Genomic DNA, 26,881 nt, shown 5'->3' with positions numbered 1-26,881 from the left:
GGCACGACAGGCAGCGGGAATCAGATAGAGGTGCGCAATAGCTTCAACACAAGCACCCGTTCCCGCGCCGTCCGATACGAATGATGGAACCGCGCGCCACGCCGGGGTTTTCCTGGCGGCCGACGCGGCACCTCTGGAGGAGACGATGATTCAAACCCTGCCCGATGCGCGCACGGTGGACGTGTCGCGCCTGATCGACGAACAGAGAATCGGCCGCTTCGCGATTCTGCTGATCGCGTCGACGTGGCTCGTGATGCTGACCGACGGCTACGAGCTGAGTGCGCTGGCGTTCGCCGCGCCTTCACTGATTCGCGCGTGGCATATCGAGCGTAGCGTGCTCGGTCCAGTGTTCGGCGCGAATATCTTCGGCATCATGGTCGGCTCGATCCTGTTCGGCTATGTCGGCGACCGGATCGGCCGCAAGCGCGCGATTCTGTTTGGCGCGTGCTGGTACGGCCTCATCACGCTCGCGACCGCGTGGGCGGGAAGCGTCGATCAACTGCTATGGCTGCGCTTTGCCGCGGGCATCGGCATCGGCGGCGCGGTGCCGAACGCGTTCGTGCTGGTGTCGGAGTTCGCGCCGAAACGGTTGCGCGCCACGTGGGTCACGCTGATGTTCACCGGCTATACGCTCGGCGCGGGCTTCGGCGGTGGCGTCGCCGTGTGGCTGGTTCCGCTTTATGGCTGGTCCGCGGTGTTCGTGGTCGGTGGGCTTGCGCCGCTGGTCGTCGCGGCCGGACTGTCGTTCGTGATGCCGGAGTCGCTGCGCTATCAGGTGCTGAAGGGCTGGCCGCGCGACGGCATCGCGGCGACCGCCGCGCGCGTGCGCCCCGAACTCGCGCTGCCGCTCGACGCGAATTTCATCGTCACCGACGAGCGTCGTGTCGGGAAGTTTTCGCCGCGCATGCTGTTCGCCGGCCGTCTGCGCTATGTGACCACCGCGCTGTGGCTCGCGTATATCGCCAATTCGATGGCGCTGTTCTTCCTGCAGAACTGGCTGCCGGTGCTGATCGAGGCGACCGGTGTCGCCGCGCATCGCGCCGCGCTGATGACGACGCTGTTCTCGGTCGGCGGCACGCTCGGCGGTCTGGTGCTGATGCGCTTTATCGATCGGCATGGCGTGCGGCTCGTCACCTGTTTGCCGCTCGTCGGCTTTCCGCTGGTCGCCGTGCTCGGCATGGACCTGAATAGCGCACTGCTGACCGCCGCGGTGTTCGGCGTCGGCTTCTGCGTCGCGGGGACCCAGGCGGGGCTCAACGCGGTCGCGTCGATCGTCTATCCGACCAGCTTCCGCTCGAAAGGCACTGGTACCGCGATCGGCGTCGCGAAGATCGGTTCGATCTCGGGGCCGATGATCGGCGGGATGCTGCTCGCCGGGCATCTGCCGGTGCGCGAGCTGTTCCAGGTGGCAGCGCTGCCAGTGGTCACCGTCGCCGCGTTGATGTTCGTGCTGGGCCGTATGTACCGGCCGGGCGATACGCATGACGACGGCTTCACCGACCACGATTTCGCGGACGACAGCGCAAGCGTGGATGCAACGCTGCGCGCGGCCGAGCGATAGAGCAGGCAGCAGTCAGCAGGTACCAGGTAGCGGGTACCAGGACTAGCGACAGCAACGAAAGGACCGGCGATGCGCGGCTGCGCATCGCGAAGCACGGCGTTGAGCCTGGCACGTTCGCGCGCAGGGCTCGCTTGCGCCGGCTTTGATTCGCAACACCCCATTACATTGAAACCGGAGACAGATAATGAAAACAGCAGTCTGCACTGCTGCGGTGGTTTGCGCCTGCGCGGCGCCGCTTGCGGCCGAGGCACAAAGCTCGGTCACGCTGTACGGCATCATCGATACGGGCATCGCGTGGACGAATACGGTTGCGTCGTCGATCAAGACGCAGGGCGCGTCGCGCTGGTCGATGGCGACCGGCTGGGGCAGCGGCGACCGCTTCGGCTTCCTCGGACGCGAGGAGCTGGGCGGCGGCCTTGCCGCGGTGTTCCAGCTCGAAGCGGGCTTTAGCGGACTGAACGGTACGTCGTCGCAAGGCGGCCGTCTGTTCGGACGGCAGGCGTATGTCGGGTTGTCGAGCGAGCAGTACGGCAAGCTGACACTCGGCCGGCAATACGATTACACGTTCGACTATGTCGCGCCGTTGATGGCGTGGCTGCAGTTCGGCAGCATCTATGGCGCGCACATCGGCGACGTCGACGACAGCTTCCAGACGTTTCGGCTGAATAACAGCGTCAAGTACGAGGTAAGTCCGCTCGCGGGATTGAAGCTCGGCGCGCTGTACGCGTTCAGCAACCAGGCGGGCGGCGACGCGGGCCAGGGCTTCGCCAACAATCGCGCGTATGGCTTCGGGCTCGACTACGTGCGCGGGCCGCTGCATGTGGTGGCGAGCTATCTGCAGCTGAACAATCCGTCGTCAGGGCTCGCCGCGGGCAACAATCCGAACGGCGCGATCGGCGACGAGTACAGCGGCTCGACCAGCATGTTCTATAACGCGGGCTTCGTCGAGCGTCAGCGGATTTCAGCGCTGGGCGCCGGCTACAAGTTCGGCGCGGCGGCGGTGAACTTCATCGCGACCGATACGCGGCTCGACTATCGCGGCGGCCACAGCCTGCGCGTCGACAACTACGAGTTGAATGGACGCTACAACTTCACCCCGGCGCTGATGGCAGGGGGCGGCTACATCTTCACCGATGGTCATGGTTATACCGGCACCGGCGCGACGTCGTTCGCGACCGGCGACCGGCCGCGATGGCATCAGGTGGATGCGGGCATCAGCTATCTGCTGTCGAAGCGCACCGACCTGCATATGTCGATGGTGTATCAGCGCCTCGCGGGTGATGCGAGCGTCGTTGCGATCAACTTCTTTGGTCCGGCGGGAGCGGGGCGTAACAGTCAGATCGCGTTGCTGGCGGGAATTCGGCATCGGTTCTGAGTGGAGCCGCGTTGCGGAGGCTGCTCGTGAGTACGCCCCCGCAACGCTTAAGCAGACAGCGGAGCCGACTGAGCGTGCCGGGGCGCGCTCACCGGCCCGCGCTTTCGCGTTCCGGCTTCCGCGCAGTTCACTCCACGAGGCTGCCGGGCTCAGCGCAATGCCACGAAGCTCCAAGACGATGGCGAATCTCGGCGAGCGTCGTCGTCACCAGCAATTCCCCATTGCGAAACACCGGCTTCAATTCGCCGCCGCCGAACTGATCGAGCGTCTGCTGCTCGTACAACACGTAGTTGTCGCCTTCCTTTTCTACACGCGGCAAGCCGCGGGCTGACTTCTTCGTGCCGTCGTCGGTGGCGGGATCCTTGTAGATATCGACCCGTTCGTCGCCGACTTCGGCGTAGATCGCTTTCATGGCCCAACCGAAGGTGTCGCGCGAGAGCATGTTGTAGGTGTAGGAGCCAACGCCGAACACGACGTTGTTCGACGCGAAGCCTTTTTCTGCCAGACGGGTCAGGATGTCCCAGGCGCGCGGCAGAGAGATCGAGTCGCCGTATATGAGGCCGACCTTATCGTCGATCGTCCTGTAGCCCTTGTCCGTCGACGTGCCTCCGTAGATGTCCCACAGGCACTGGACCGAGCCTTGACGCTCGGCTTCGGTGATATGCAGACCGTTGGCCGCCACGATGTACTTGTCGCCGGACCTGCGCAATGAACCGTCGGCGTCGCGCGAAAGCTCGCTGTCGCGGTAGCCCGCGAGAATGCGCACGGGGTCGCCGGAATCCGGACGGAACACGACGCGGCTCTGCCCGAGCGCGTTCGGCCGGCGAGCCAGAATTTCTCGTTTCAACTCTTTCGCGATGACCGTGATGACGTTCCAGTAGTCAAACGAATCGCTCACCAGCGACACCATGCCGGCCGGGTAGTCCTGTGTAACGAATTCGCGGACGACCTCGAGTTCGGCGAGTCGGCGCAGACCTTGCTCGCCCAGGCCGGAATTCGCCGGATCGCGCTGCAGTCGTTTGAGCGTCGCCAGAATGCGCAATGTCATGACGCTGTGCTCGGACGCTGGAATGGAGCCGCCGACCAGTTCCTTGTCAGCATCGGCGCCATAGTAGTCTTCGGCGTAGTCAATCGCCGGGATCGTATCGGTACCCGTAAAGGAGAGCAGGTGACCGACGCCGCAGCGCATGGCGTCATGTACACCGCTCATGCCGCGCATGGAAAAGTCGTGAGCTTGCCAGTTGACGAAGTCTTCCGGCGCACCCGTCAATCTCGCGAAATAAGTCAGCAGCTTTCGGAACTCGAACGCGATGGTCGCGACCGTCGAGGGCTTCCAGATTTCCGTGCTGAACAACGTCTCGAAGTAAGTCGCCACCCAGGGGAACCCGGGATGCGTGTTGATGAAGATCACGGGCGGCACCTTGATATTGACGCGCACCCCTTCCGGCAACGCGCGAAGTTCGAGTGGAAGGTAGCCGAGGTCGTGGAGTGCCTCGAGACGGTCGACCGGTACCGCGTCCGGACCGAGGGCGGTGTCCATGCGGCGTTTGTACTTGCGGATGGCGGCGGCCTTCGAGGTGTCGAAGAACTCACGCTGAAATACGCCGAGAAAGAACTCCTTGATGAAACCTTGCAGACCGAACCAGACCACCTTGTCGTCGAACAGCTGCTTGAGCACCGGCGCGTACCTGGACGAACGTGGCGTGAAATTGGCGACGAGTCTGGTCGTGGCTGCCGGATACATCGACGGGTGGCCGGTTTTGTAGAAGTCGGCGAGATTGAAGGGAATCAGTCCATTCATGGTCGTGCTCCTATAGATATATATGGTGCGGGCTCAGACGTGAATCGCCCGTGTATCGCTGGTCCAGTTGTTGCGCGTGAAGACTGCCGTGTAGCCGTCGAGCAGCGCATCGAGGCCCTTGCTGAAAATGCCATGCGTAACGTACAGGTAGAGCGGGCGCCGAGCGGACGCGTAGTCCTGTTTTGCATGGAGCACGCGTGCGAGTTCGGTGAAGGTTCGGCCGCCATCGCAGATATCGTCGATGACCAGCAGCGCGCCATCGGGTAACGCGTCGTGAATCTCCGTGCCCTTGATGGCGCCTGTCCGCGTATCACGGACCTTGTCGGCGAATACGGCAGGCAGGTCGAGCTGTGACGCTAACTTCAGCACACGTTTGCGAGCGCCGGCATCTGGCGCGACGAGCGCCACGTCCGGATGTCTGTCGAGAATGTGCTCGACGACGCGCCGCAGCGCCGGCAGAGGATCGTCGATCACGACGCGGTCGAGCAGCGCGGGCGTGACGTCGCTGTGCGGATCCTGAATGACGACCCGACGATAGCCCTGCGCGTTGATGAGTTCGCAGAACACTTTGGCACTCAGTGATTCGCCCGGATTCGCAACGCGGTCCTGGCGTGCGTACGGCACGTAGGGCAGATGCAGGTCGATCGGTGTATCCGGATAGGCCCGGCGCAGTGCATCGGTTGCCATCAGCAGCGTCATCACGGCATCCCCGTTCGGCAGATGTGCACTCAGTTCGAGGTTCTCGGCCGGCACATCGGTTTGAACTGTCACGTGCATTTCGCCGCCGGGAAATTTGAGGACCTTCATGCCAACAGGATTGATTGTGCTGTCTGGCAACTCGAGAGATTTCCGGACTCTGGTTGTTGCGTTGATCTTCAACATGGCTCATCCCTACATAGTTGTAAAAGACGACTAAGTTGGCTCAGTATATCCAGTGTTAGTAGGATTTCGCAACTATCTTTGGTAAAATTTGACATTTGCGAGGGAGGCAGGATGAGCAGGCACTACCGAAAACCGGACGTGAGCGTCGACGTGGTGCTGCTGACGTTATCGCAGGAAGGGCTGATGGTGGCGCTGCACGAGCGCGGTAACGAGCCGTGCCGAGGCTCGCTGGCACTGCCTGGTGGCTACATTCATACCAACGAGGATGAGTCGCTCGAAGACTCGGTGCGCCGTATGCTCCGCGAAAAAACCACGGTGGAACCGCGTTATGTCGAGCAGCTCCAGACCTTCGCGGGCCCGGACCGGGACCCACGCGGGTGGTCGGTCGCGATCAGCTATGTCGCGCTCGTGCCGATGGCGGATCTGATCGAGGCCGAACCGGCGGCGTTCAGTTTCTATCCGGTGGACCGGCTTCCCGAACTGGCCTTTGACCACGCGGATCAGGTCGACGTAGCCGTTCAGCGCGTACGAAACAAGTCGAGCTATTCGACGCTGCCGTGCTGGCTGCTTCCCGAGAAGTTCACGCTCACGCAACTGCAACGTACCTATGAAGCGGTGTTTGGTGAAACGGTGACGCGTGCAACGTTCCGTTCCCGGCTGGGAATCAAGGTCGGGGATGTCCGCGCCGGCGAGGCGGTCGACGAAGCAGGTGTCCTGATCGCGACCGACGACTATCAGCTTGGTAATCAGCGGCCAGCCAGGTTGTTCCGCGTCGACCAGCTTGGGTTATTCCGGCGAGCAAGCTGGTGATGGTATCTGCGTCATAGCGCTTGCCATTCGCATTAATCTGACGAAATCGCCTGATCAGAGCATCGACATAAAAACGCAATGGAATCCGAATAGACGCGTTTACCCCTCCAATCCTGGCATTTTTCCAACGCTGTTGCGCACGAACGTCCTAAAACCCGCAACGCATTGTTTCCCTGCTAACATCGCGCACAAAGTTCAAGACACAACCACGCGGTAATCGGCTACGGGGAGCTGAAGATGGGCGCGAAAGGGCCGTTAGACGTTGTCAACGCGCAGGAATGGATCCGCCGCACGGCGATCACACTCAAGTCGCGCAGCACAAGCACGCGCCGGGTCGATGCCGCTTACGCCGCCTGGTGTACCGCACGTTTCGATCAACTGAAGGCCGCAACGCTGCGCGATGCGCTCGACGACTACGTCGCGGAGAAGGGCGGCAGTTGGGCGCGCGTCAGCCGCAACGTGGAAAGCGGCGGCCTGATGGAATACATCTTCCGCGAGGTCAGCGCCGTTGCTCCGGCACGGCCGTCGGCCGCGGCCGCGCGTCGTCAGATCCAGAACTTCGATATCCCGCACTCGCGCTATGGCGTGCTGTATCTGCTGGGCAATATCGACATCGACATGAACTACTTCACGATCGCGATGGAAGGCATAGCCACCGTCGGCGGCGCGGTCGGTGCTGGGTTCGCGACGGACATGCACCATCTGAATAGCGCGACGCAGGCTGTCCGCCATGTCGATATCGGCGGGCACTCGGTGTCGGAGCAGGCGCTGGTGCGTGGCGCCGGCACGCTCATCAAGCAGGCACCCAAAATCGGCAAGCAGGCCGACTCGCTGTTCGGCATCACCGCACCCGTGAACCGCGAACGGCGCTGGGCCGCGACCGGCACCGTGCGCCCCACGATGGATAACGCCGAAAGCACGGTCGTCAAATCGAAGGTCACGTGGACTTATCCGGTGAGCAAGGCCGGCTTCGAAATGATCAAGGAAGATCCGGCGCTGTTCCTGAACCCGTGGGTGCTGCCGGCTACCGTCGCCGCGACCGCGCTGATCACCGTCACCGAAACGCTGAACAACCTGCGCCGCGAAGTCGAAGCCGCGGTCACGTGGGCGTTCGACAAGATCAAGAATGCATTGCTCGGCATGTCGGCCAGCACCTTCAACGTCGCCGGCGGACTGGTGCGCTCGCTGATCAAGATCGTCGTCACGCAGTGCCTCGCGAGCGCTGCGCCGTTCGTCGGCGCCGCCATCGATCTCGGCTCGGGCATCGTCAAGACCTTGCGTGCCGCGGTCGAAAAAGTCGGTGCATGGCTGCAGCGTCGTCGCATCGAAATCACGCCCGGCCACCCGGAGCTGATCGCTTCCGCGCTCGAAGGCGAAATGGAAACCGGCATTTTCCAGGGACTGTGGACTGCGCTGAAAGGCGCGGTTTCACTGGCGCTGAGTTCGTTTCTGCCGGGCGCGGGCAGCCTCGTGTCGGCGATCGTCACTGGTGTCGAATGGCTGGTGAAGTTCACCTTCCGCCTGTGGGAGCAGAGCAAGATTCACGCATTCCTGAGCAAGGCACGCGAGCATTATCTGGCCGAGCGTGAACTCGCCACGCGCGATCCGGGCGCGAACGGCCTCGAATTCCAGCCGAACATGGACGCGAGCAAAGGCGGGATCATTCACGATCTCGACAGGTTCAAGGCGTTCTTCCAGGAAGGTTGCGACGCGAGTCCGCTGATTCCGATGCTGACGCTCAATACCGGCATCTGCGGCAGCCTGATGACGCTCGTGAATCTGTTCAGGGAACCGAACGAAACGGGCCGTGAAGTGGTGGATCGCGGCACCTATGACAGCGGCGTCGCTTATTTCGCGCGGCTCAAGAACTTCGGCGCGCAGTATATGCAGACGTCGGGCTTCAAGTTCCTGCCGCGGCAGACGGATATGCGCGCGAATATTCAGGGCTTGCTCGATCACGCGGTGAACCATCACGGGCAATCGAGTGGGCTCGACAAGGCCGCTGCGTTTCTTGCCGCGACCTGAGTTCAGTAGTTCTGGTGCGCTGAATGCCCTGAATGTCCCGATTGCCTCGAGTGCGGCGTTGTACGCACGGCGGCGCTCGGGGCTAATGCATTGAACCGGAGCATTGAACCGGCGCATTGCTTTATCGATAAAGCCAATACGCCGCCGCGCTTATTCCCGCGAGATGTTCAATGACCTCGCCAATGACCTCGCCAATGACCTCGCCATTGGCGCAATCATAAAAATCCCACCGATTGAACGAACGTGCGTTTCTTATTGGCGCAAATAGAAATCGAATATGCCGGTTTTTCACGCGCAAACGTTTGGCTAACCTTCATTTAGATCCGCGCGCTTGCGGCATTCCGCTAAAATCGAATCATGGTTCATGCATTGCCGTAATTGGCCGTGTTGCGTCACGCATAGCGTTTGTCGAAAATTTTATTCGCGTCCCTTACATTTTATTCATGCCCCTTACGTACTCCCACCTATTGTAAATAGGCTCGCAAATCGTTTGCATTGGCGGGGGTGCCGTTGCGTTCGCGGCGCAAGCGCGTGTTGACGGTATCGATAAAGACAATAGCAGGCTGCCGTATTCGGCATTGACTGGCAATACCTCGAAATGGGGATGAAAATTCATGCGAAATCGGGGCAAAATTCCGCCCGCTTGGCAGGCGCGCTTTTCCATGCGCGGAGTCATGAAAATTCGTGGAGTCAGTGAGCGTTCGTCATCGTCCGTCAATAAAACGATGGCATGCTGCGCGTGCACAACGCGGGCGCTTTGTCGCGAAGGTGCGGAAACACTTCGTACACCGTGCAAACCCGTCACGCATGCGGTTTGAAAAGGGCACTGAATTTATTTCGTAGCACTCTTGATAGGTACTAACCCGAAACTGGAGGAAAAAGCCTAAAGATTCCACCGTGCATGCCGATACGTGTATGACGGTGTTCGTTCGCGCCTGGGTGAGCCAGGCGCGTCCTACCCGGAATGACCTGATTCGCTGGCCGATAGTCGGCTTGAGCGGGGCGGGACGGTTTTCTAAATGCTTGCGAGCTTTCGCGGGAGACACGTATGTCCAATAGTTTGCAGAAGTGGGTCGGGCGTAATCGCCCGCCGCGCGTCCAGATCACTTATGACGTCGAAATCGGCGATGCGCTCGAAAAGCGCGAGCTGCCGATGGTCGTTGGTCTGCTGGCCGATTTGTCGGGTCATCCGGCTGAGCCGCTGCCGAAGCTGAAAGAGCGCCGGCTCGTCGAGATCGATCGCGACAACTTCGACGAGATCATGAGCAAGATCGCCCCCCGTCTCGATCTGTCGGTGCCCGACACGATGAAAGGCGAAGGCAACCTGAAAGTCGAACTGAAGTTCGACAAGTTCGGCGACTTCCATCCGGAAGCGATCGTGCAACAGGTGCCGCGTCTGGCGAAGCTGCTCGAAGCGCGTCAGCAATTGCGCGATCTGCTGGCCAAGCTCGACGGCAACGACGAACTCGATCACATCCTCGAGCGCATCGTGCAGAACTCGGAAGAACTGAAGAAGGTTCAAAGCCAGGCGAGCGCCGGTGACAAGCCGGCAGCCGCCGCGTCTGAAGCCGCGGCAGAACCCGCAGCCGACGCACCCGCTGCCTGAACGGCATAGCGTGCCTCGATTTACAGGCAAAACGAACATCTATAGGTGATCCAGATGGAAAGCAACAACGCAGCGGGCAGCGCGGCAAGCGATACCCAGACACTCGCAGCAGCGGCGCCGGGCGCCGAACTGAGCCTGCTTGAACAGATCGTTCACGAAGGCAACATGGCAGTCGAAGAATCGCAAAGCGTCTACGCGAAAAAGCTGATCGGTCAGCTCGCGTCGCAGATTCTCGACGAAGGTATGCGCACGAGCCCGGACAAGACCGTGGTCGCGATGATCAACGAGCGCGTCGCCGAAATCGACAAGCTGTTGACCGACCAGTTGAACGCAATCATGCACGACCAGGCATTCCAGGCGCTCGAAGCGTCGTGGACCGGTCTGCACGACATGGTGTACGGCACGGAGACGAGCTCGAAGCTGAAGCTGCGTCTGTTGAACGTGACGAAAAAGGAACTGCTGAAAGACCTCGAAACGGCCGTCGATCACGACATGAGCGTGCTGTTCAAGAAGGTCTATGAAGAAGAATACGGCACGTTCGGCGGCTATCCGTACTCGCTGCTGATCGGCGATTACAGCTTCGGCCGTCATCCGCAGGATCTCGCGCTGCTCGAGCGCATCTCGAAGGTGGCTGCCGCCGCGCACGCACCGTTCATCACATCGGCTGCACCGAGCCTGTTCGACATCAAGTCGTACACCGAACTCGGCGTTGCACGCGATCTGTCGAAGACGTTCGAAAGCGCCGAACTCGCCGCATGGCGCAGCTTCCGCGATTCGGAAGATTCGCGCTACGTGTCGCTGGTGCTGCCGTCGTACGCCGCGCGTCTGCCGTACGGCGCGAAGACCAAGCCGGTCGACACCTTCAACTTTGAAGAAGACGTCGACGGTACCGACCACAGCAAGTACCTGTGGGCGAACTCGGCTTATCAGCTCGGCCTGCGCATCACCGGTGCGTTCGCGAACTACGGCTGGTCGACCGCGATTCGCGGCGTGGAAGGCGGCGGCAAGGTCGAAGGCATGGTCGCTCACACGTTCAAGACCGACGAAGGCGACGTGGCACTGAAGTGCCCGACCGAAGTGACGATCACCGATCGCCGCGAGAAGGAACTGAACGATCTGGGCTTCATCGCGATCGTCAATTCGAAGGGCTCGAACTACGCGACGTTCTTCGGCAGCCAGACGACCAACCGTCCGAAGGTCTACAACAAGGATGCGGCCAACGCGAACGCGCAACTGTCGTCGCGTCTGCCGTACGTGCTCGCGGCGTCGCGCTTCGCGCACTACCTGAAGGTCATCATCCGCGACAAGATCGGCAGCTTCCAGACCCGTGCCGACGTCGAGAGCTATCTGAACAACTGGATCGCGGACTACGTGCTGATCAACCCGTCGGCATCGCAGGAATCGAAGGCACGCTACCCGCTCGGCGAAGCGCGTGTCGACGTGACCGAAGTGCCGGGCAAGCCGGGTGCGTATCGCGCTACCTGCTTCCTGCGCCCGCACTTCCAGATGGAAGAACTGACCGCGTCGATTCGCCTCGTCGCGGAACTGCCGGCCGCGGCAGCCTGATGCATCGCGTGCGGCCCAGCCGCACGCGCATCTGCTCAACTACTTATTTGAAACAGGACTGTCATGGATACGATTCTTCTCCTGATCAAGGACATCAAGGGTAACGCGCTGATCGACGGCTACACCGATCAGATCGTGATCCACTCGTTCTCGCACGCGATCTCGCTGCCGATGGGCATGGACGCAACCAACACCGAGCGTACGCTCGGCCGTCCGAACTTCCAGGAGTTCACGCTCTCGAAGAGCACCGACCAGTCGACGCCGGGTCTGTACGCCGCTTGCGCGGCCGGCACGAAGCTCGGCGACGCGACGCTGTCGATCGGCCGTAACGAAAACGGCAAGTTCATGCTGCACATGAAATACGTGCTGACGAACGCAATGATCTCGTCGATCTCGACGAGCGGCGGCGGCGGAATGGGCGACACGGTGTCGATCAACTTCACGCAGATGACCTCCGAGTACACGCAGCAGAACACCGACTCGACGAAGAAGGGTACCGCTTCGTTCGGCTGGGATCTGACCAAGAACATCGCGGTCTCGCCGGCTGCCTGATCCCGCTCGTTCACGGTGGGCCGCGTCAGCCAGCAACGTTTCACCCTTCGCGCACCAGGAGTATTCGCTTCATGTCGGCATTATCAAGGGGTTCCGCCGTGCCCTTGTTCGACCGTCTCGCCGCTGGCGGCGAGACGCAACTCGTCGGCGCGAGCGCGCTGCGCGAGTCGGTGGCGCGCGATCTGGGCAGGTTGCTGAATACGCGCTCGCGGCTCACCGTCGCGGCTTTTTCCGCAAGTGACGGCACGGTCATCGATTACGGCGTGCCGGATTTCTCCGAACGTTCGCTGCGCTCGGGCGCCGATCGCGATGCGATCGCCGCGGCGGTGCGGCGCGCGATCGAGCTGTTCGAGCCGCGTCTGGCGAACGTCACCGTGACGTTCGCTTTTCCGGCCGATCGCAGCGATCCGCTGCTGTTGATCGACGGGCGGTTGCGCGAAGCAACCGGTGTCGGTCACGTGGCATTCCAGCTGGCCGCCACGGGCGACGGCTATATCGATTCGCGTTGGGTGGAACATGCCTGAACTCGCCCCCGACGATATCCTCCAGTACTACAAGCGCGAGCTGTCGTATCTGCGCACGCAAGGCGCCGATTTCGCGCAGCGCTACCCGAAGGTCGCCGCGCGGCTCGCTCTGCACGGCACCGAATCGCTGGACCCCCACACCGAGCGTCTGATCGAAGCGACGGCCTTTCTTGCCGCGCGCGTGCATCGCGACCTCGATCAGGAATTTCCGCAAGTCGCCTCGGCGCTGCTCGATAACGTGTGCCCGACGCTGGTTCAGCCGACGCCGTCGGTCAGCGTCGCGCAATTCGAACTCGATCCGAGCCAGGGCAAGGTGACCGCGGGCTTCAAGGTGCCGCGTCACACCGGCCTGCAGGTACTGACCGAAGGCGGCGACGCGTGCCGGTTTCGCACCTCGTGGGACACGATGCTGTGGCCGCTGTCGATCACCCAGGCGGGTTTCGGCGACGACTCGACGCTGCGTCTGACGCTCGAATGCGAGCCGGGCGTCGATTTTTCGGAACTCGAACTAAAACAGTTGCGCATCCATCTGCATGGCGACTGGATGGTGACGATGCCGCTCTACGAGCTGCTGGTGTCCGGCGTGACCGATGTGTCGCTACGTCCGGAAGGCGGCCGCGCGGTGATGCTGCCGGCGTCGGCCTGGCGCGAGGTCGGCTACGCACCGGAAGACAACGTGCTGCCGCAGCCTTCGCATGCGCAGCCGGCGTATGGACTGATGCAGGAATATTTCGCGTTCCCGCGCAAGTTTCATTTCTTCGATCTGCATCATCTGGCCGGCCGCATGGGCACCGGCCGCAAATGCGAAATCGTGCTGCATCTCGAACGGATGCCGCGCGGGCTCGGCATGCTCGGCGCACAGCATTTCAAGCTCGGCTGCACGCCGGTCGTGAATCTGTTCTCGCAGACGAGCGAGCCGATCGCGATCGACCATCGCCAATACGAATATCGTCTGGTCGCGGATCAGCGCCGCGATTCGATGACGGAAATCCATTCGATCGTGTCGGTGATCGCATCCGACCCGTCGACCGAACGCTCGGCGAGCGTGCCGGGTTTCTCCGCGATCGATCATGTCGAGGGCAACGGCGCGACGGTGTTCTGGTCCGCGCGCCGCGAGCATAGTCTGCGCGAAAACGTGCAGGGCACCGATGTATTCCTCAGCTTCGTCGACGCGAGCAACGCGCTCAGCCAGCCGAGCGAGCCGGTCGTCTACGCGAACGTGCTGTGCACGAACCGGCATCTGGCCGAACAGGTGCCGGTCGGCGCGCGCATGCTGGTCGAGAAGGTGTCGCAGAACGCGCGCGTGCGCTGCCTTTACGAGCCGACGCTGCAACGCAGTCCGCCGCTCGGCAGCGAAACGCTGTGGCGGCTGATTTCGTTGCTGACGCTGAACTATCAGTCGCTGGTCAGCGGCGCGACCGGGCAGAAGCAGTTGCAGGAGATGCTGCGGCTGTTCGCATCGGAAAGCACGCGCGAGCAGGACCAGATTCGCGGCATCAAGAGCATTCAGGCGCGCAACGTCACGGCGCATGTCGGCGCCGACGCATGGCGCGGCTACTGCCGCGGCACCGAAGTGAGCATCGAGTTCGACGCGCATGCGTTCGTCGGCGGTTCGCCGTTGCTGATGGGCGCGGTGCTCGCGCGCTTCTTCGCGATGTACACGTCGGTCAATTCATTTGTGCGGTTGGTGGTGCGCCGCGGAGACGAGATATGGAAGCAATGGGAACCGATGACCGGTTGCCAGCAGCTGCTCTGATCGCCCGGCTCATCGCGAATCCGCAAGGCTTCGATCTGTTCCAGGCGATCAGTCTGCTCGAACGTGCCGTGCCGCATGCGCGCGCGCTCGGCCGCGGCAATGGCGCGGGCGAAGCGGTGCGTCTGACGGGTTCCGTGTCGCTCGCGTTCGAACCGAGCGACGTGCGCAGCGTGCGGCGTGGCGGATTGCGCGACGAACCGCGCAACCCGGCGCTCGATCTGCTGCTCGATCAGGTACTCGCTCAGGCGCGCATCGAGGTGGGCATCGAAGCGCGCGAAGATTCGCACAAAGACCCGCACGACAGTCGCACCGTGCCGCCGGCCAATGAAGAACACGAGCCGCACGAACTGCGCGAGCGGCATCGTCCGCGCCCGGGCCGGCGTCCCGCGTTCACGTTGTCGACCGCCGCGCTGACGCTCGCCGGCGCGAACGGTCCGCTGCCGATGCCGTTTACCGAGCTGGTGCTCGAAGCCATGACGAAGCGTGACTTCGCGATGGCCGACCTGCTCGACATCTTCAATCATCGCTTCCTGTCGTTCCTGTATCGCAGCCGCAAGAAGCACGCGCCGGGTCTGAACTGGCGCTCGCCGCATTCGTCGGCGATCGCCGCGTGCCTCGACACGTTGAGCAATCTCGGCCTGAACGGCGACCAGCGCGGCCCGCACGACGAACGGCTGTGGCTGCGTCACGCGGGGCTGCTGAGCGCCGCGCCGCGTTCGATGACGGGCCTGCTCGCGCTGCTGTCCGACCGCCTCGGCGTTCCGGTGCGCGGCGCGCAGTTCGTCGGCGGTTGGCGCGATATCGATGCCAGCGATTCGCTGCGGCTCGCGCGCGTCGGTTCGCGCGCGCCGCGGCTCGGCGGCCAGAGCGTGCTGGGCCGTCGCGCATGGGATCAGGCGGCCGGCATTCGCATCGAATTCGCGGATCTGTCGCGCGAACGTTTCACCGCGCTGCTGCCGGGCGGGCGCGATCATGCGCTCGCGCAATGGCTGATCCGCTGCTATCTGCAACAGGATTTCGACGTCGAATTCGTGCTGAAGCTGGCGCCGCAGCGCGTCAGTTGCGCGCTCGGCGGCCCGCGCGCGGCGCGGCTCGGCTGGACCTCGTGGGTGGCCGGCGGCGCGCGCCGTTCGAACGATGCCGGCGATACGAGCAATACCCCTCAAACCATTTCCACGACCCACGCGCGCGGCACGGCTGCCGCCGCGCGGTCGACGGCACTTGAACCAGCACCGGCACCGGCACCGGTTCGGCTCGCGCTGCGCGCGGCCACCGCTGCCGGACGTCATCAAGAAGGATTGCGCGCATGAACATCGATATCCGTACGCTGCTGGCCCAGCTCAATCCCGAGTGCAAACACGCGATGGAGCAGGCCGCGCAATTGTGCGTGCGGCAGACCCACTACAACGTCGACGTCGAACATCTGTTGCTGACGCTGCTGGAGTCCGATGCGCCCGATCTGCAGGCGATCCTCAAGCATTTCCAGATCAAGCCGGACACACTGATCGCGCAGTTGCAGAAAGCGATCGACCAGTTCAAGCGCGGCAATGGCCGCACGCCCGCGCTGTCGCCGAATTTCGCGGCGCTGTTTCAGGAAGCGTGGCTGCTCAGCTCGATGCTGCTCGGCGAGCAGCAGATCCGTTCGGGCACGCTGGTGCTCGCGCTGCTCGAAATCGACAGCCTGCGCGGTCTGCTGCTCGAATCGGCGCCGGCATTGCTGAACATTCCGCGCGCGAGCCTGCGCGATCAACTGGCGACGGTGCTGGCGGGCTCGGCGGAAGATGCGGGCGGCGGAGCGTCGTCCGCCGGCAAAGCGGCTGGCAAGTCGGCTGGTAGCGCCGCCGGCGGCTCGCCCGATGCGGCGGGCAAGAGCACGACGGACGCCGCCGCGCCGCAGCAACCGCAAATGCCGTCGATGTCGCGCGCGGCCGGCGGTGGCGCGCACAGCGCGCTTGATCAATACACGGTCGATATGACCGCGCTCGCCCGCGAAGGCGCGATCGATCCGATTCGCGGCCGCGATGCCGAGATCCGTCAACTGATCGACGTGCTGCTGCGGCGCCGCCAGAACAACCCGATCCTGACCGGCGAGGCCGGCGTCGGCAAGACGGCGGTGGTCGAAGGTTTCGCGCAACGTATCGTGCAGCGCGACGTGCCGCCGGCGTTGCAGAACGTGTCGGTGCGCTCGCTCGATCTCGCGTTGCTGCAAGCCGGCGCGGGCGTGAAGGGCGAATTCGAGAACCGCCTGAAGTCGGTGATCGCCGAGGTGAAGGCGTCACCGGTGCCGGTGATCCTGTTCATCGACGAAGCGCATCAGCTGATCGGCGCGGGCGGCAGCGAAGGTCAGGGCGACGCGGCCAATCTGTTGAAGCCGGCGCTCGCGCGCGGCGAGTTGCGCACGATCGCCGCGACCACGTGGGCCGAGTACAAGAAATACGTCGAACGCGACCCGGCGCTCGCGCGGCGCTTCCAGGTCGTCAAGGTCGAAGAGCCGAGCGAAGCGGTTGCGATCGACATGCTGCGCGGCATGGTCGCGAAGCTCGCCGAACATCATGGCGTCGAAATTCTCGACGACGCGGTGCGCGACGCGGTGCGGCTGTCGCATCGCTATATCACCGGGCGCCAGTTGCCGGACAAGGCGATCAGCGTGCTCGACACCGCTTGCGCGCGCGTCGCGATCGGTCAGAACGGCGTGCCGGAAGAGATCGAAGCGCTCGGCCGCTCGATCGAAAGCAACGAGAACCAGTTGCGCATCCTGCGCCACGAAGCGGCCACCGGCAGCGACCGCGCCGATGCCATTGCAACGATCACGAAGCAGCTCGAAACCGACCGCGCGCAGCATGCGCGTCTGTCGGACAAGCTCGTCACCGAAAAGCATGCGGTCGGCGAGATCATCGCGTGGCGCAAGAAGATCGCCGAGCATCTGGCCGACGAACGCAACACCGCGGACGGCGACGACGCCGACGATGCCGCGTCGCTGACGGCCAACCTCGGCCGCCTCGAAAAAGGCCTCGAAGCGGTGCAGAGCGACGAGCCGATGGTGCCGGTGTGCGTCGATTCGTCGGTGGTCGCGAAAGTGATTTCCGGCTGGACCGGCATTCCAGTCGGCCGCATGCTTGCCGACGAGTTGCACACGGTGCTGTATCTGCAGGACAAACTCGCCGAACGCGTGGTCGGCCAGGATCAGGCACTCGATGCGATCGCGCGCCGTGTGCGCACGTTCCGCGCCGATCTCGACGATCCGGGCAAGCCGGTCGGCGTGTTCCTGCTGGTCGGCCCGAGCGGCGTCGGCAAGACCGAGACCGCGTGCGCGCTGGCCGATACGCTGTACGGCGGCGAGCGCAACATGATCACCGTCAATATGTCGGAGTTCCAGGAAGCGCACAGCGTGTCGGGGCTGAAGGGTGCGCCGCCCGGATATGTCGGCTATGGACGCGGCGGCGTGCTGACCGAAGCGGTGCGGCGCCGTCCCTATAGCGTCGTGCTGCTCGACGAGATGGAAAAGGCCCATCCGGATGTGCTCGAACTGTTTTTCCAGGTGTTCGACAAGGGCGTGATGGAAGACGGCGAAGGCGTGCCGATCGACTTCAAGAACACGCTGATCCTGCTGACCTCGAACGCGGCGCAAGACATCATCACCGATGCATGCGCGGGCGGCCGCCGCCCGGAACCGGAAGCGCTGACCGAACGTCTGCGCCCGGCGCTGTTGCGCCAGTTCAGCCCGGCGTTCCTCGGCCGTCTGGTGCTGGTGCCGTATTACCCGCTCGGCGACGCGCAGATTCACTCGATCGTCAATCTGAAGCTGACGCGGCTCGCGCAGCGTTTCGAGAGCAATCACCATGCGCGCCTGACGTGGGACGAACCGCTGGCCGCGCTGATCACCGAGCGCTGCAAGGAAGTGGATAGTGGCGCGCGCAATGTCGATCACATCCTGACGCAATCGATCCTGCCCGAACTCGCGCGTCAGGTACTCGAACGCATCTCGATTTCGGAACCGTTCGGCGGCGTGCATCTGGTCGTGAGCGAGAACGGCGGCATCGATTTCCGCTTCCTGTCCGTCGAGGAGGCCTAGCAGCATGTCGAGCGTGCCTAGCCAGGACAACTGGTTCATCTCCGTGACGACGCCGTTCGGCACGGACGTGCTGCTGCTCGATGGTTTCGCGGGCCGCGAGGCGATTTCCGCGCCGTTTCACTTCGATCTGCGGATGCGCTCGACCAACAAGGCGCTCGATGCGCAGACGATCATCGGCAAGGTCGTGACGGTCACGGTCAAGGATCAGGTCGGCACCGCGCGTTACTTCAGCGGCATCGTCAAGCGCTTCGCGCATGCGGGCGCGAACTCGCAGTACGCATTCTATTCGGCCGAAGTCGCGCCGCGCCTGTGGCTGCTGACGCTCGGCCGCGACCGGATGATCTACCAGAACCAGAGCGCGCTCGACATCATCCAGGCCGTGCTCGGCAACTTCCAGGTCACGTTCCAGCTCAGCATCAGCGGCACCTATACCGCGCGCGAATACTGCGTGCAGTACGACGAAAGCGCCTTCGATTTCATCTCGCGGCTGATGGAGGAAGAGGGCATCTTCTACTTCTTCACGTTCGCGAACGGCACCCATACGATGGTGCTCGCCGACAGCGCGTCCGCGCATCAGACGGGCGCCGCCGCGACACTGTATTTCGCGCCCGACAGCAGCATCGCGCCGCGCGCCGAGCGGCTCGCCGAATTCACGATGACGCAGGACATCGTGTCCGGCGAGCACGTGCTGGCCGACTACGACTATCTGACGGCGGCCGGTTCGAGCGCGACGTCGAGCGGCAGCGCGTCGGTGCCGACCGGGCGCAGCTATGTGTTTCCCGGCAAGTACGCGACCGCCGCCGAAGGCACGCGCAAGGCCGCGGTGCGGCTCGCCGCGCAAACCGTGCAGCAGCAGACTGGCCACGGCAACGGCTACTGCTATTCGTTGACGGCCGGCACGTCGTTCACGCTGAGCGGCCATGTGAATAGCGCACTGAATGTCGCGTACGTGGTGCGCGCGGTCGTGCATACCGCGTCGAACGACACCTACAGCAACGAGTTCGACGTGTTTCCGGAATCGGTGCCGTTTCGCGCGCCGCTCGTCACACCGCGTCCGCTGGTGGCCGGCACGCACACCGCAAAGGTGGTCGGTTCGTCGGGCGAGGAAATCTGGACCGATGCAAACGGTCGAGTGAAGCTGAAGTTCTACTGGGACGGCAGCGCGGGCGCCGACGAAAACAGCTCGTGCTGGGTGCGCGTCTCGCAGGCATCGGCGGGCCAGGGATGGGGGCATCTGGTGCTGCCGCGCATCGGCCAGGAAGTGGTGGTCAGCTATGTCGACGGCGACCCGGACCGGCCGCTCGTGACGGGCTGCGTGTACAACGGCACCAACACGCCACCGGTTGCGCTGCCGTCGCTGCAGACGCAAAGCGTGATGCTGTCGCGCTCGTCGAAAAGCGGCACCGCCGGCAACGAAATCCGCATGGAAGACAAGATCAATTCCGAAGAGTTGTACTTCCACGCGCAGAAAGACATGAACGTGTCGATCGAAAACGCGCTGACCACGACGGTGATCGCCGGCGCCGAATCGCATGTGATCCAGAAGGGCGACCGCACGGTCGACGTGCAGACCGGCAAGGAGACGCACAACGTCAAGGGCACCCGCACGCTGTCCATCACCGGCGACGAAACGCATACGAACAGCGCGGCGTTTTCGCAGACCGTCAGCGGCAATTACACGCTGAAGGTCAGCGGCAATCTGACGATCGACGTCAGCGGTTCGGTCAGCATCAAGGCCGGTACGTCGCTCGCGAGCGAAGCGGGCACCACGCATTCGAGCAAGGCCGGCACCACGCTGAGCAGCGAAGGGCTGACGGTGTCGCACAAGGCGTCGACCACGCAGACCGTCGACGGTGGCGGCATGCTCGCGCTGAAAGGCGGCATCGTCAAACTGAACTGAGGCCAGCGATCGAAACGTTACTGTCACCGCCGGCCGATTCACCCGCTTCCGCGAAAGCAGCGGAAGCGGATGGCATTGCGCACATCGTCGAAGAGCATGACAAGGCCGGCCATCTGGTCGGCCGCGCGTCGCTCGTGAATGGCGTGCCGCACGGCGAGACCACGCGCTATGCGCCCGACGGCACCGTGCTGCAGCAGGCGCACTTCGCGCACGGCGCGCTGAGCGGTCCGTTGCGCACGTTCGACGCGCAGGGCACGCCGCTCACGCACGCGCACTACCTGAACGGCAAGCTGCACGGCGCGAGCACGTTGTATCTGGACGGCAATCCGGCCGCACGTCAGCACTACGTGCAGGGCGTATTGCACGGCGAGAGCGTGTCCTACGCGCCGTCGGGGCTCGTCACGTCGAAGCTCCATTACGAGGCTGGCAAGCTCGAACGCGAAGCGCTCTATATGAACGACGGCGTGGTCGTGCGGCGCATGAACTATCGCCACGGGATGCTCGAAGGCGAGGCACGCGACTATGCGCGTGACGGCACGCTGGTGCAGTCGTCGCCTTATCGCGCGAATCTGCTCGACGGCACTGTGCGCCGTTTCGCGCCGGACGGCAGCGTGATGGAAGAGCGCGTGTACGTGAAGGGCAAGCCGCAAGGCGAATGGCGCAGCGTCGCGGCGGCATCGGCGCCCGGCACGCCAGGCGGTCCGCGCATCGTCAACAAGTTTGAGAAATGGGTGAGGGGCTAGCCGTGGGCATGCAGATCACTTCCGGCACCACCGTGCAATGCAGCTTCGGCGCCGCGCCCGGCACGCTCAACGTTTTGCCGCTGAACGCGGTGCTCTCGGGCGCGCCGGCCGCGACGATCATGGACCACATTCCGATGGTCAACGTGATGCCGTTCGGCACCTGCAGCTGCATGGGCAATCCGATGGTCGCCGCCGCAACGGCTGCCGCGCTCGGCGCGCTGACGCCGATGCCGTGTCTGCCCGTGACCGCCGCGCCGTGGGTGCCGGGTTCGCCGACCGTGCTGATCGGCGGACAGCCGGCGCTGAACGATTCGTCGAAGCTGATGTGCTCGTGGGGCGGCGTGATCCAGATCACCGCGCCCGCGCAGTTCACCACCATGATTCCGTGAGGACCAGGACCCATGCAGCAATACGTTTTTTCGATGACTTCGCGGATGGTGACGATCGCCGCGACCTGCGCGCTGCTGCTATGCGTGCTGTTGTTCCTGCTCGGGGTCGAGATCGGTTCGCGCTTTGCCGCGCCGGACACGCCCCCGGCTTCGGCCGCGCCCGCGTCGGTCTCGACCGGCAGTGTGGCACCGCAGAATTCGCCGGACGCCGGCAGCGCGTCCGCGGCGGCTCCTGCTTCTTCGACTCTCTAGGACTGGTACTTGTCATGTCGTCTCTGTTTCTGAATGTTGCCCGGACCCTTAGCCGCGTTTTTGGCCGCGCTTTTAGCCGCACACGTGGCACCGCGATGCTCGCGGCGGCGCTCGCGCTGGGTTCGTTGATCGCGCTGCCCGCCGGCGCGGCCGGTAATGCGCCCGCGCATCACGCGCCGGCCACGGCCGCCGCTGTCGACAGTGCCGCTTCGGCACCGGCGCCGTCGCTGACCATGACGTCGACCGGTCTGGTGCAGATGCCGGACGGACGTCTGCTCGCACCCGAGTTTGCGCGCATCGTCGCGCGTGGCGAGCTGATCGTCGCGGTGCTCGGCGTCGACCAGCCGCCGTTCTTCGAAGAGCACGACGGCAAGCTGACGGGCCTCGACATCACGCTCGCAGAAGACATCGCGAAGAAGCTCGGTGTGAAGGTGCGCTTTAACCGCGACGCGAAGAGCTTCGACGACGTGGTGAGCCTGCTCGCCAAAGGCCAGGCCGATATCGCGGTCAGCAAGCTGTCGCGCACGCTCGCGCGCGCGCAGGTGATCAGCTTCAGCACGCCGTATCTGAGCCTGAAGCGCGCGCTGCTGCTCAACCGCGTGAAGTTCGCGCAACTCGCGCATGGCCGGCCGGTGCCGGAAGTGATCCGCACTTATGACGGCTCGATCGGCGTGGTTGCCAATTCGTCGTATGCGACCTATGTCGAGAGCAATTTCCCGAAGGCGCAGGTGCACAGCTACCCGACCTGGGAAGCGGTGCTCGCCGCGCTGAACTCGGGTGAAGTGACGGCCGCGTATCGCGACGAATTCGAAGTGAAGCGCGTGCTGAAAGTCGACCCGACCGCATCGCTTCGGCTGCGTGTCGTCACGCTGCAGGATCTGGAAGACACGCTCGCAATCGGCGTGAACGTGTCGACGCCGACGCTGCTCGCGTTCGTCAACCAGTTCCTCGCGGAGCGCAATACGAAGTACGACGTGAATACGGTTCTGCAGGCGACCAATCATTAACAGGCCATGAATCAGCCACAAAGAACGCGCGTACACGCATACGCGCATCGGTACACGGCACACACGCAAGAGAGCACATCATGAATTCCAGCAGGATCTATGCATTCGTTCTGAACCCGTGGGTGGTGATCGGCAGTCTCGCGATCGGCGGCACGATCGGTTTGTTGTTGCCCGCCGAGGCGCAGAAGCTCGGCTTTATCGGCGACATCTACGTCGATCTGCTGAAGATGACGACGCTGCCGTTCATGATCTCGGCGGTCATTTTCAGCTTGCAGCGGCTGTTTCGCGACGGCGGCACGTCGCGTCTGCTGATGCGCGTGATCACGGTGTTTCTCGGCGCGTCGGCGACCGTTGCGGTGGTCGGCGCGATCGTCGTGATGGCGCTGCATCCCGGCAAGAACCTGTCGACCGCGACGATGCAGACCTTCGGCCTGATGGTCGGCAGCGACTCGTCGTCGAGCGACACGGTGATGAACCTGTACGGCGCCGATCTGCCGCAGCAGTCGCTGAGCCTGTCCGACGTGCTGACGAGCCTCGTGCCGACCAACATCTTCGCCGCGCTGGCGAACGGCGATGCGCTGAAGGCGCTGGTGTTCGCGCTGCTGTTCGGCCTCGCGGTCGGCCGCGTGCCGGAGCGTATTTCGGCGGGCCTGAGCCAGTCGCTGGAAACCATCTATCACGCGTGCCAGAAGCTGATGCACTGGCTCAGCTATCCGCTGCCGCTGATCCTGATCTGCATGAGCGCCGCGCAGCTCGGCAAGTCGGGCGTCGGGCCGCTGCACGCGATGCTGCAATTCGTGATCGCGTTCTTCGTGGTCTCCGTGCTGTTGCTGGCGCTGGCCGCCGCGATCATCTGGAAGCGTTCGAACCACAGTCTCGGCAAGACGCTCGACGCGCTGCGCGCGCCGTTCGCGTTGGCGCTCGCCACGCGTAACAGCGCGGCCTGCATGCCGAGCATGATCGAAAGCCTCGTCGACGGGCTCGGCTTCGCGCGCTCGCGCGTCGAACTGCTGGTGCCGCTGACGATCTCGCTGCTGCGCGTCGGCCCGATGGTCTATTACGTCAGCGCGACGCTCTTTATCGCGCAACTGTACGGACGCTCGCTCGGCGTCGTCGAAATCGTCACGGTGCTGCTCGCGTCGGTGCTCGCGGGTTTCGCTTCGGCCGGCATGACCGGGCTCGTCACGGTGTCGCTTGTCGGCATGACCTGCGCGTATCTGCGCCTGCCGTTCGAAGCGGCATTCATTCTGTTTCTCGCGGTCGACCCGCTGTGCGACATGCTGCGCACGCTGATCCTCGTGATCGGCAATGCCGCGGCAGTCACGCTGATCTGCCCGCGTCCGTTGAAGATCTAGGAGCCCTGCTATGGCACTTATCGGAGTCCTCGGCGGCATGGGGCCGCTTGCGACGGTCGACTTCATGGGCAAGGTCGTGCAGCTGACCGACGCCAGTTGCGACCAGCAGCATCTGCCGATGCTGGTCGCCAATCTGCCGCATATCGCCGACCGCTCGCGCGCGATTCTCGGCGAAGGCGAGGATTGCCTCGACGGTCTGCTCGCCGGTATCGATTTGCTGAACCGCAACGACGTCGGGCTCATCACGGTGCCATGCAATTCCGCGCATCACTGGTATGCGCAGATGCGCGCGCATAGCCGCGCGCCGGTGCTGCATATTGCCGAAGCCTGCGTGGCCGCGATACCCGCCGGCGCGCGCCGCGTCGCGGTGCTCGGCACCGGCGGCACGATGGTGTCGGGCTTCTATCAGGCGGCGCTCACCGAGCGCGATATCGAGCCGCTGGTGCCGGACGCGGACATGCAGCAGCGCATCGCCGCGAGCATCCACGAGGTGAAGGCGGGTGCGCTCGACGCGGCCGGCGCGCATCTGGCCGTGGTGCTCGACGCGCTCGCCGCGCGCGGTGTGACCGCGGCGGTGATGGGCTGCACCGAGATTCCGCTCGCCGCGCAGCAATTGCGCGATCCGCCGCTGAAGCTGATCGACAGTTCGCTGGAACTCGCGCGCGCGACCGTGTCGTTCGCGATCGAACGGGGCTGGAACAGGCCGCAATGAAAGCGCTGCAAACTTTTTCGCAGAGTCCTCTCGGTTTGCTGCTGTGTCTGGCGGTAGGCGGGCTGGCCGGCGTGTTCGCCGCGCCGGCCGGTGCGTTTGCGTATTTCATCGGGCAGCTGTATCTGTCGGTCGTCAACATGGCGGCGGTGCCGCTGCTGGTGGTCGCGACGTTTTTCGGCTTGCGCCAGGTGCTGGCGTTGCCGCGCCCGGGCGTGCGTGTCGCGACGATCGCCGGTCTCGCTGTCGGGCTGGTCGCGCTGTGCGCGCTCGGCGGCACGCTGGCCGGCGTGCTGATGATGCCGGGGCAGAACCTGTCCGCCGCCGCGCATGCGCAACTCGGCGAACTGGTGCTGAAAAGCGCGAGCGATGCCGAGGAAATGCGTATCACGCTGTTCGGTCCGCTGTCGCACGCGGCCGCGAGTGTCAGCCCGTACGGCGTGCAGGATCTGTTTCCGGACAACTTCTACCGGGTGCTCGCGCAAGGCCGCTCGCTCGGCATCCTGACCGGCACGATCCTGTTCGGTCTGGCTTTCGCGACGCTGTCGAGCGAGCGCTCGCAGATGCTCAACAACGTGTTCGAAGGCGTGTACCGCGCGCTCGAAGTCGTGATCGCGCACGCGAACCTGCTGATTCCGGTGCTCGCGTTCGGCATGTCCGCGCATCTGACCGCGCATACCGAACGCGCGACGTTGAGCGCGATGGGCGGCTTTCTGCTGGCTTTCGTCGCGGCCACCGCGCTGGTCGGCGGCGCCGCGCTGATCGCGATCGCCGCGCGCAGCACCGCGCCGTTCGGACGCGTGCTGCAGGGCCTGAAGGCGCCATTGGTGGTTGCACTGAGTTCGGGCAGCGCGACCGCGCCGATCCCGCACACGATCGAATCGATGAGCGCGACGCTCGGCTTCAGCCGCGGTGTCGCCGAACTGGTGGTGCCGTTCGGTTCGGTGTTTTTGCGGGCCGGCTCCGCGCTGTATTTCGCACTCGCGACCGTGTTCGTCGCAAATCTGTACGACCGTCCGTTGGATGCGGGCGACATTGCGTTGATCGGAGCCGCGTCCGCACTGGCCGCATTCGTCTCCGCCGGGCAGAATGGCGTCGCCACGGTTGGCTACATGGGCGTCGTGCTGTCGTTTCTGCATTTGCCGGTCGAAGCGGCGGGCGTGCTGTTCGTGTCGATCGACCTGATCTGCGAAGGGCCGCGCAACGTGCTGAGCCTGTTGACCGTGTGCGCGGTGATCGCGCTGGTGTCGGCGGGGTTGCCGTCGGAGTGGCTGCAGTCGAGCGCCGATCCTCATGGCGAGCAGGGCGGTGCGCAGGTGCTGAGCTTCACGTTCACGCGCGCGCAACTGGTGCTCGCGGCGGGCTGCGTGGTCGTGGCGGCGTCACTGATCGTATTGATGGGCATTGGAGTTGGAGCGAGATGACGAACTGGTTGCCTGGCGGGAGCGCGCGCCGTGGGTTGCGCCGCGGCGCGAACCTCATCGTGATGCTAACGATGACGATGAGCTGCGCGTGCCTGCTCGCGAGCTGCGGCATGCTCGGCCTGAGCGGCGAGAAAGCGAAGTGGTCGCAGGTGACGCTGATGGCGAGCGACGAAGCGAACAACGACAGCCCGGTGGCGGTCGACGTCGTGCTCGTCGGCGACGATGCGATGCTCGCGCGCGTCGCCGAGATGACCTCGGCGAAATGGTTCGCGGGGCGCGCCGATCTGCTCGCGACGTTCCCGAAAAGCATCCGCTTTCGTAGCTGGGAGCTGGTGCCGGGCCAGCGGCTCGATCTGCCGGCTGATACCTTCGCGGGTCCGCGCTTTGCCGGCGCGTTCGTGTTTGCCAATTACCCGGATCCGGGCGCGCATCGCGTGCGGATCCAGCAGTTCAGCGGGCACCTTGTCGTGCAGCTGGACAGCAACGGTTTTACCGTCACGGATACCAAATGACAGCGTGTAAGCGTCGAGTGATAAATGGCCCCGGTTGCGATGTAGGTGTTGCGGGCATGG

At 63.9% G+C, this 26,881-nt stretch carries 22 protein-coding genes; 20 read left to right on the top strand and 2 right to left on the bottom strand.

The window, feature by feature from the left end; genetic code table 11:
- The first annotated feature begins 145 nt into the window (after positions 1 to 145).
- On the top strand, positions 146 to 1,561 hold the full coding sequence (locus L0U82_RS10295; protein WP_233830532.1) for an MFS transporter: 1,416 nt from the start codon (positions 146 to 148) through the stop codon (positions 1,559 to 1,561).
- 184 nt (positions 1,562 to 1,745) lie between these two features.
- Positions 1,746 to 2,936, top strand: a complete 1,191-nt coding sequence (locus tag L0U82_RS10290) for a porin (protein WP_233830530.1) — start codon at positions 1,746 to 1,748, stop codon at positions 2,934 to 2,936.
- Positions 2,937 to 3,063: 127 nt separating this feature from the next.
- Here L0U82_RS10290 and L0U82_RS10285 read toward each other — a convergent pair whose 3' ends face one another.
- Both L0U82_RS10285 and prs read right to left on the bottom strand, forming a co-directional pair.
- Positions 3,064 to 4,737, bottom strand: coding sequence for a nicotinate phosphoribosyltransferase (locus L0U82_RS10285; RefSeq protein WP_233830527.1), 1,674 nt, complete (start codon positions 4,735 to 4,737; stop codon positions 3,064 to 3,066).
- 33 nt (positions 4,738 to 4,770) lie between these two features.
- Positions 4,771 to 5,619 carry a ribose-phosphate diphosphokinase gene (prs, locus tag L0U82_RS10280; protein ID WP_442793610.1) on the bottom strand — a complete coding sequence of 283 codons (849 nt, stop codon included), beginning with the start codon at positions 5,617 to 5,619 and terminating at the stop codon, positions 4,771 to 4,773.
- A gap of 111 nt (positions 5,620 to 5,730) precedes the next feature.
- Here prs and L0U82_RS10275 point away from each other — a divergent pair, with 111 nt between their 5' ends.
- The 18 genes from L0U82_RS10275 to L0U82_RS10190 all read left to right on the top strand — a co-directional run bounded on the left by L0U82_RS10275 (position 5,731) and on the right by L0U82_RS10190 (position 26,821).
- Positions 5,731 to 6,429 carry an NUDIX hydrolase gene (locus tag L0U82_RS10275; protein WP_233830520.1) on the top strand — a complete coding sequence of 233 codons (699 nt, stop codon included), beginning with the start codon at positions 5,731 to 5,733 and terminating at the stop codon, positions 6,427 to 6,429.
- A 237-nt stretch (positions 6,430 to 6,666) separates the two neighbouring features.
- Positions 6,667 to 8,454 (top strand): hypothetical protein, encoded by a 1,788-nt coding sequence (locus L0U82_RS10270; RefSeq protein ID WP_233830519.1) that lies wholly within the window; start codon positions 6,667 to 6,669, stop codon positions 8,452 to 8,454.
- Positions 8,455 to 9,502: 1,048 nt separating this feature from the next.
- On the top strand, positions 9,503 to 10,060 hold the full coding sequence (gene tssB / locus L0U82_RS10265) for a type VI secretion system contractile sheath small subunit (protein ID WP_233830518.1): 558 nt from the start codon (positions 9,503 to 9,505) through the stop codon (positions 10,058 to 10,060).
- Positions 10,061 to 10,114: 54 nt separating this feature from the next.
- Positions 10,115 to 11,626: a type VI secretion system contractile sheath large subunit gene (tssC, locus tag L0U82_RS10260; RefSeq protein WP_233830517.1), complete on the top strand. Its 1,512-nt coding sequence runs from the start codon at positions 10,115 to 10,117 to the stop codon at positions 11,624 to 11,626.
- 63 nt (positions 11,627 to 11,689) lie between these two features.
- Positions 11,690 to 12,178: an Hcp family type VI secretion system effector gene (locus L0U82_RS10255; protein WP_233830516.1), complete on the top strand. Its 489-nt coding sequence runs from the start codon at positions 11,690 to 11,692 to the stop codon at positions 12,176 to 12,178.
- Positions 12,179 to 12,276: 98 nt separating this feature from the next.
- Positions 12,277 to 12,702 carry a type VI secretion system baseplate subunit TssE gene (gene tssE, locus L0U82_RS10250; RefSeq protein WP_233830515.1) on the top strand — a complete coding sequence of 142 codons (426 nt, stop codon included), beginning with the start codon at positions 12,277 to 12,279 and terminating at the stop codon, positions 12,700 to 12,702.
- Positions 12,695 to 14,458: a type VI secretion system baseplate subunit TssF gene (gene tssF / locus L0U82_RS10245; RefSeq protein WP_233830513.1), complete on the top strand. Its 1,764-nt coding sequence runs from the start codon at positions 12,695 to 12,697 to the stop codon at positions 14,456 to 14,458. Before tssE ends, tssF begins: the two co-directional genes overlap by 8 nt.
- Positions 14,413 to 15,768, top strand: coding sequence for a type VI secretion system baseplate subunit TssG (gene tssG / locus L0U82_RS10240; protein WP_233830512.1), 1,356 nt, complete (start codon positions 14,413 to 14,415; stop codon positions 15,766 to 15,768). The genes tssF and tssG overlap by 46 nt, the downstream gene beginning before the upstream one ends.
- On the top strand, positions 15,765 to 18,530 hold the full coding sequence (gene tssH, locus L0U82_RS10235) for a type VI secretion system ATPase TssH (protein WP_233830510.1): 2,766 nt from the start codon (positions 15,765 to 15,767) through the stop codon (positions 18,528 to 18,530). Before tssG ends, tssH begins: the two co-directional genes overlap by 4 nt.
- Positions 18,531 to 18,534: 4 nt before the next feature.
- On the top strand, positions 18,535 to 20,430 hold the full coding sequence (gene tssI / locus L0U82_RS10230) for a type VI secretion system tip protein TssI/VgrG (protein ID WP_233830508.1): 1,896 nt from the start codon (positions 18,535 to 18,537) through the stop codon (positions 20,428 to 20,430).
- A gap of 134 nt (positions 20,431 to 20,564) precedes the next feature.
- Positions 20,565 to 21,173, top strand: coding sequence for a toxin-antitoxin system YwqK family antitoxin (locus L0U82_RS10225; RefSeq protein WP_233830506.1), 609 nt, complete (start codon positions 20,565 to 20,567; stop codon positions 21,171 to 21,173).
- A gap of 2 nt (positions 21,174 to 21,175) precedes the next feature.
- On the top strand, positions 21,176 to 21,562 hold the full coding sequence (locus L0U82_RS10220; RefSeq protein WP_233830504.1) for a DUF4280 domain-containing protein: 387 nt from the start codon (positions 21,176 to 21,178) through the stop codon (positions 21,560 to 21,562).
- Positions 21,563 to 21,574: 12 nt separating this feature from the next.
- On the top strand, positions 21,575 to 21,814 hold the full coding sequence (locus tag L0U82_RS10215) for a hypothetical protein (protein ID WP_233830501.1): 240 nt from the start codon (positions 21,575 to 21,577) through the stop codon (positions 21,812 to 21,814).
- A 95-nt stretch (positions 21,815 to 21,909) separates the two neighbouring features.
- Complete coding sequence (locus tag L0U82_RS10210; RefSeq protein WP_233833223.1) at positions 21,910 to 22,821, top strand: substrate-binding periplasmic protein; 912 nt, start codon at positions 21,910 to 21,912, stop codon at positions 22,819 to 22,821.
- An 80-nt stretch (positions 22,822 to 22,901) separates the two neighbouring features.
- Positions 22,902 to 24,176 (top strand): dicarboxylate/amino acid:cation symporter, encoded by a 1,275-nt coding sequence (locus L0U82_RS10205; protein WP_233830499.1) that lies wholly within the window; start codon positions 22,902 to 22,904, stop codon positions 24,174 to 24,176.
- Positions 24,177 to 24,186: 10 nt separating this feature from the next.
- Positions 24,187 to 24,888, top strand: a complete 702-nt coding sequence (locus L0U82_RS10200; RefSeq protein ID WP_233830497.1) for an aspartate/glutamate racemase family protein — start codon at positions 24,187 to 24,189, stop codon at positions 24,886 to 24,888.
- Entirely contained in the window at positions 24,885 to 26,309 is a 1,425-nt protein-coding gene (locus L0U82_RS10195) for a dicarboxylate/amino acid:cation symporter (RefSeq protein WP_233830495.1), read from the top strand. Before L0U82_RS10200 ends, L0U82_RS10195 begins: the two co-directional genes overlap by 4 nt.
- Complete coding sequence (locus L0U82_RS10190; RefSeq protein WP_442793609.1) at positions 26,306 to 26,821, top strand: hypothetical protein; 516 nt, start codon at positions 26,306 to 26,308, stop codon at positions 26,819 to 26,821. Before L0U82_RS10195 ends, L0U82_RS10190 begins: the two co-directional genes overlap by 4 nt.
- Positions 26,822 to 26,881: the final 60 nt, after the last annotated feature.

This window comes from Paraburkholderia sp. ZP32-5, from assembly GCF_021390495.1.
In the GTDB taxonomy this organism is placed as follows: domain Bacteria; phylum Pseudomonadota; class Gammaproteobacteria; order Burkholderiales; family Burkholderiaceae; genus Paraburkholderia.
This window is presented reverse-complemented; position numbering and strand designations above follow the sequence as displayed.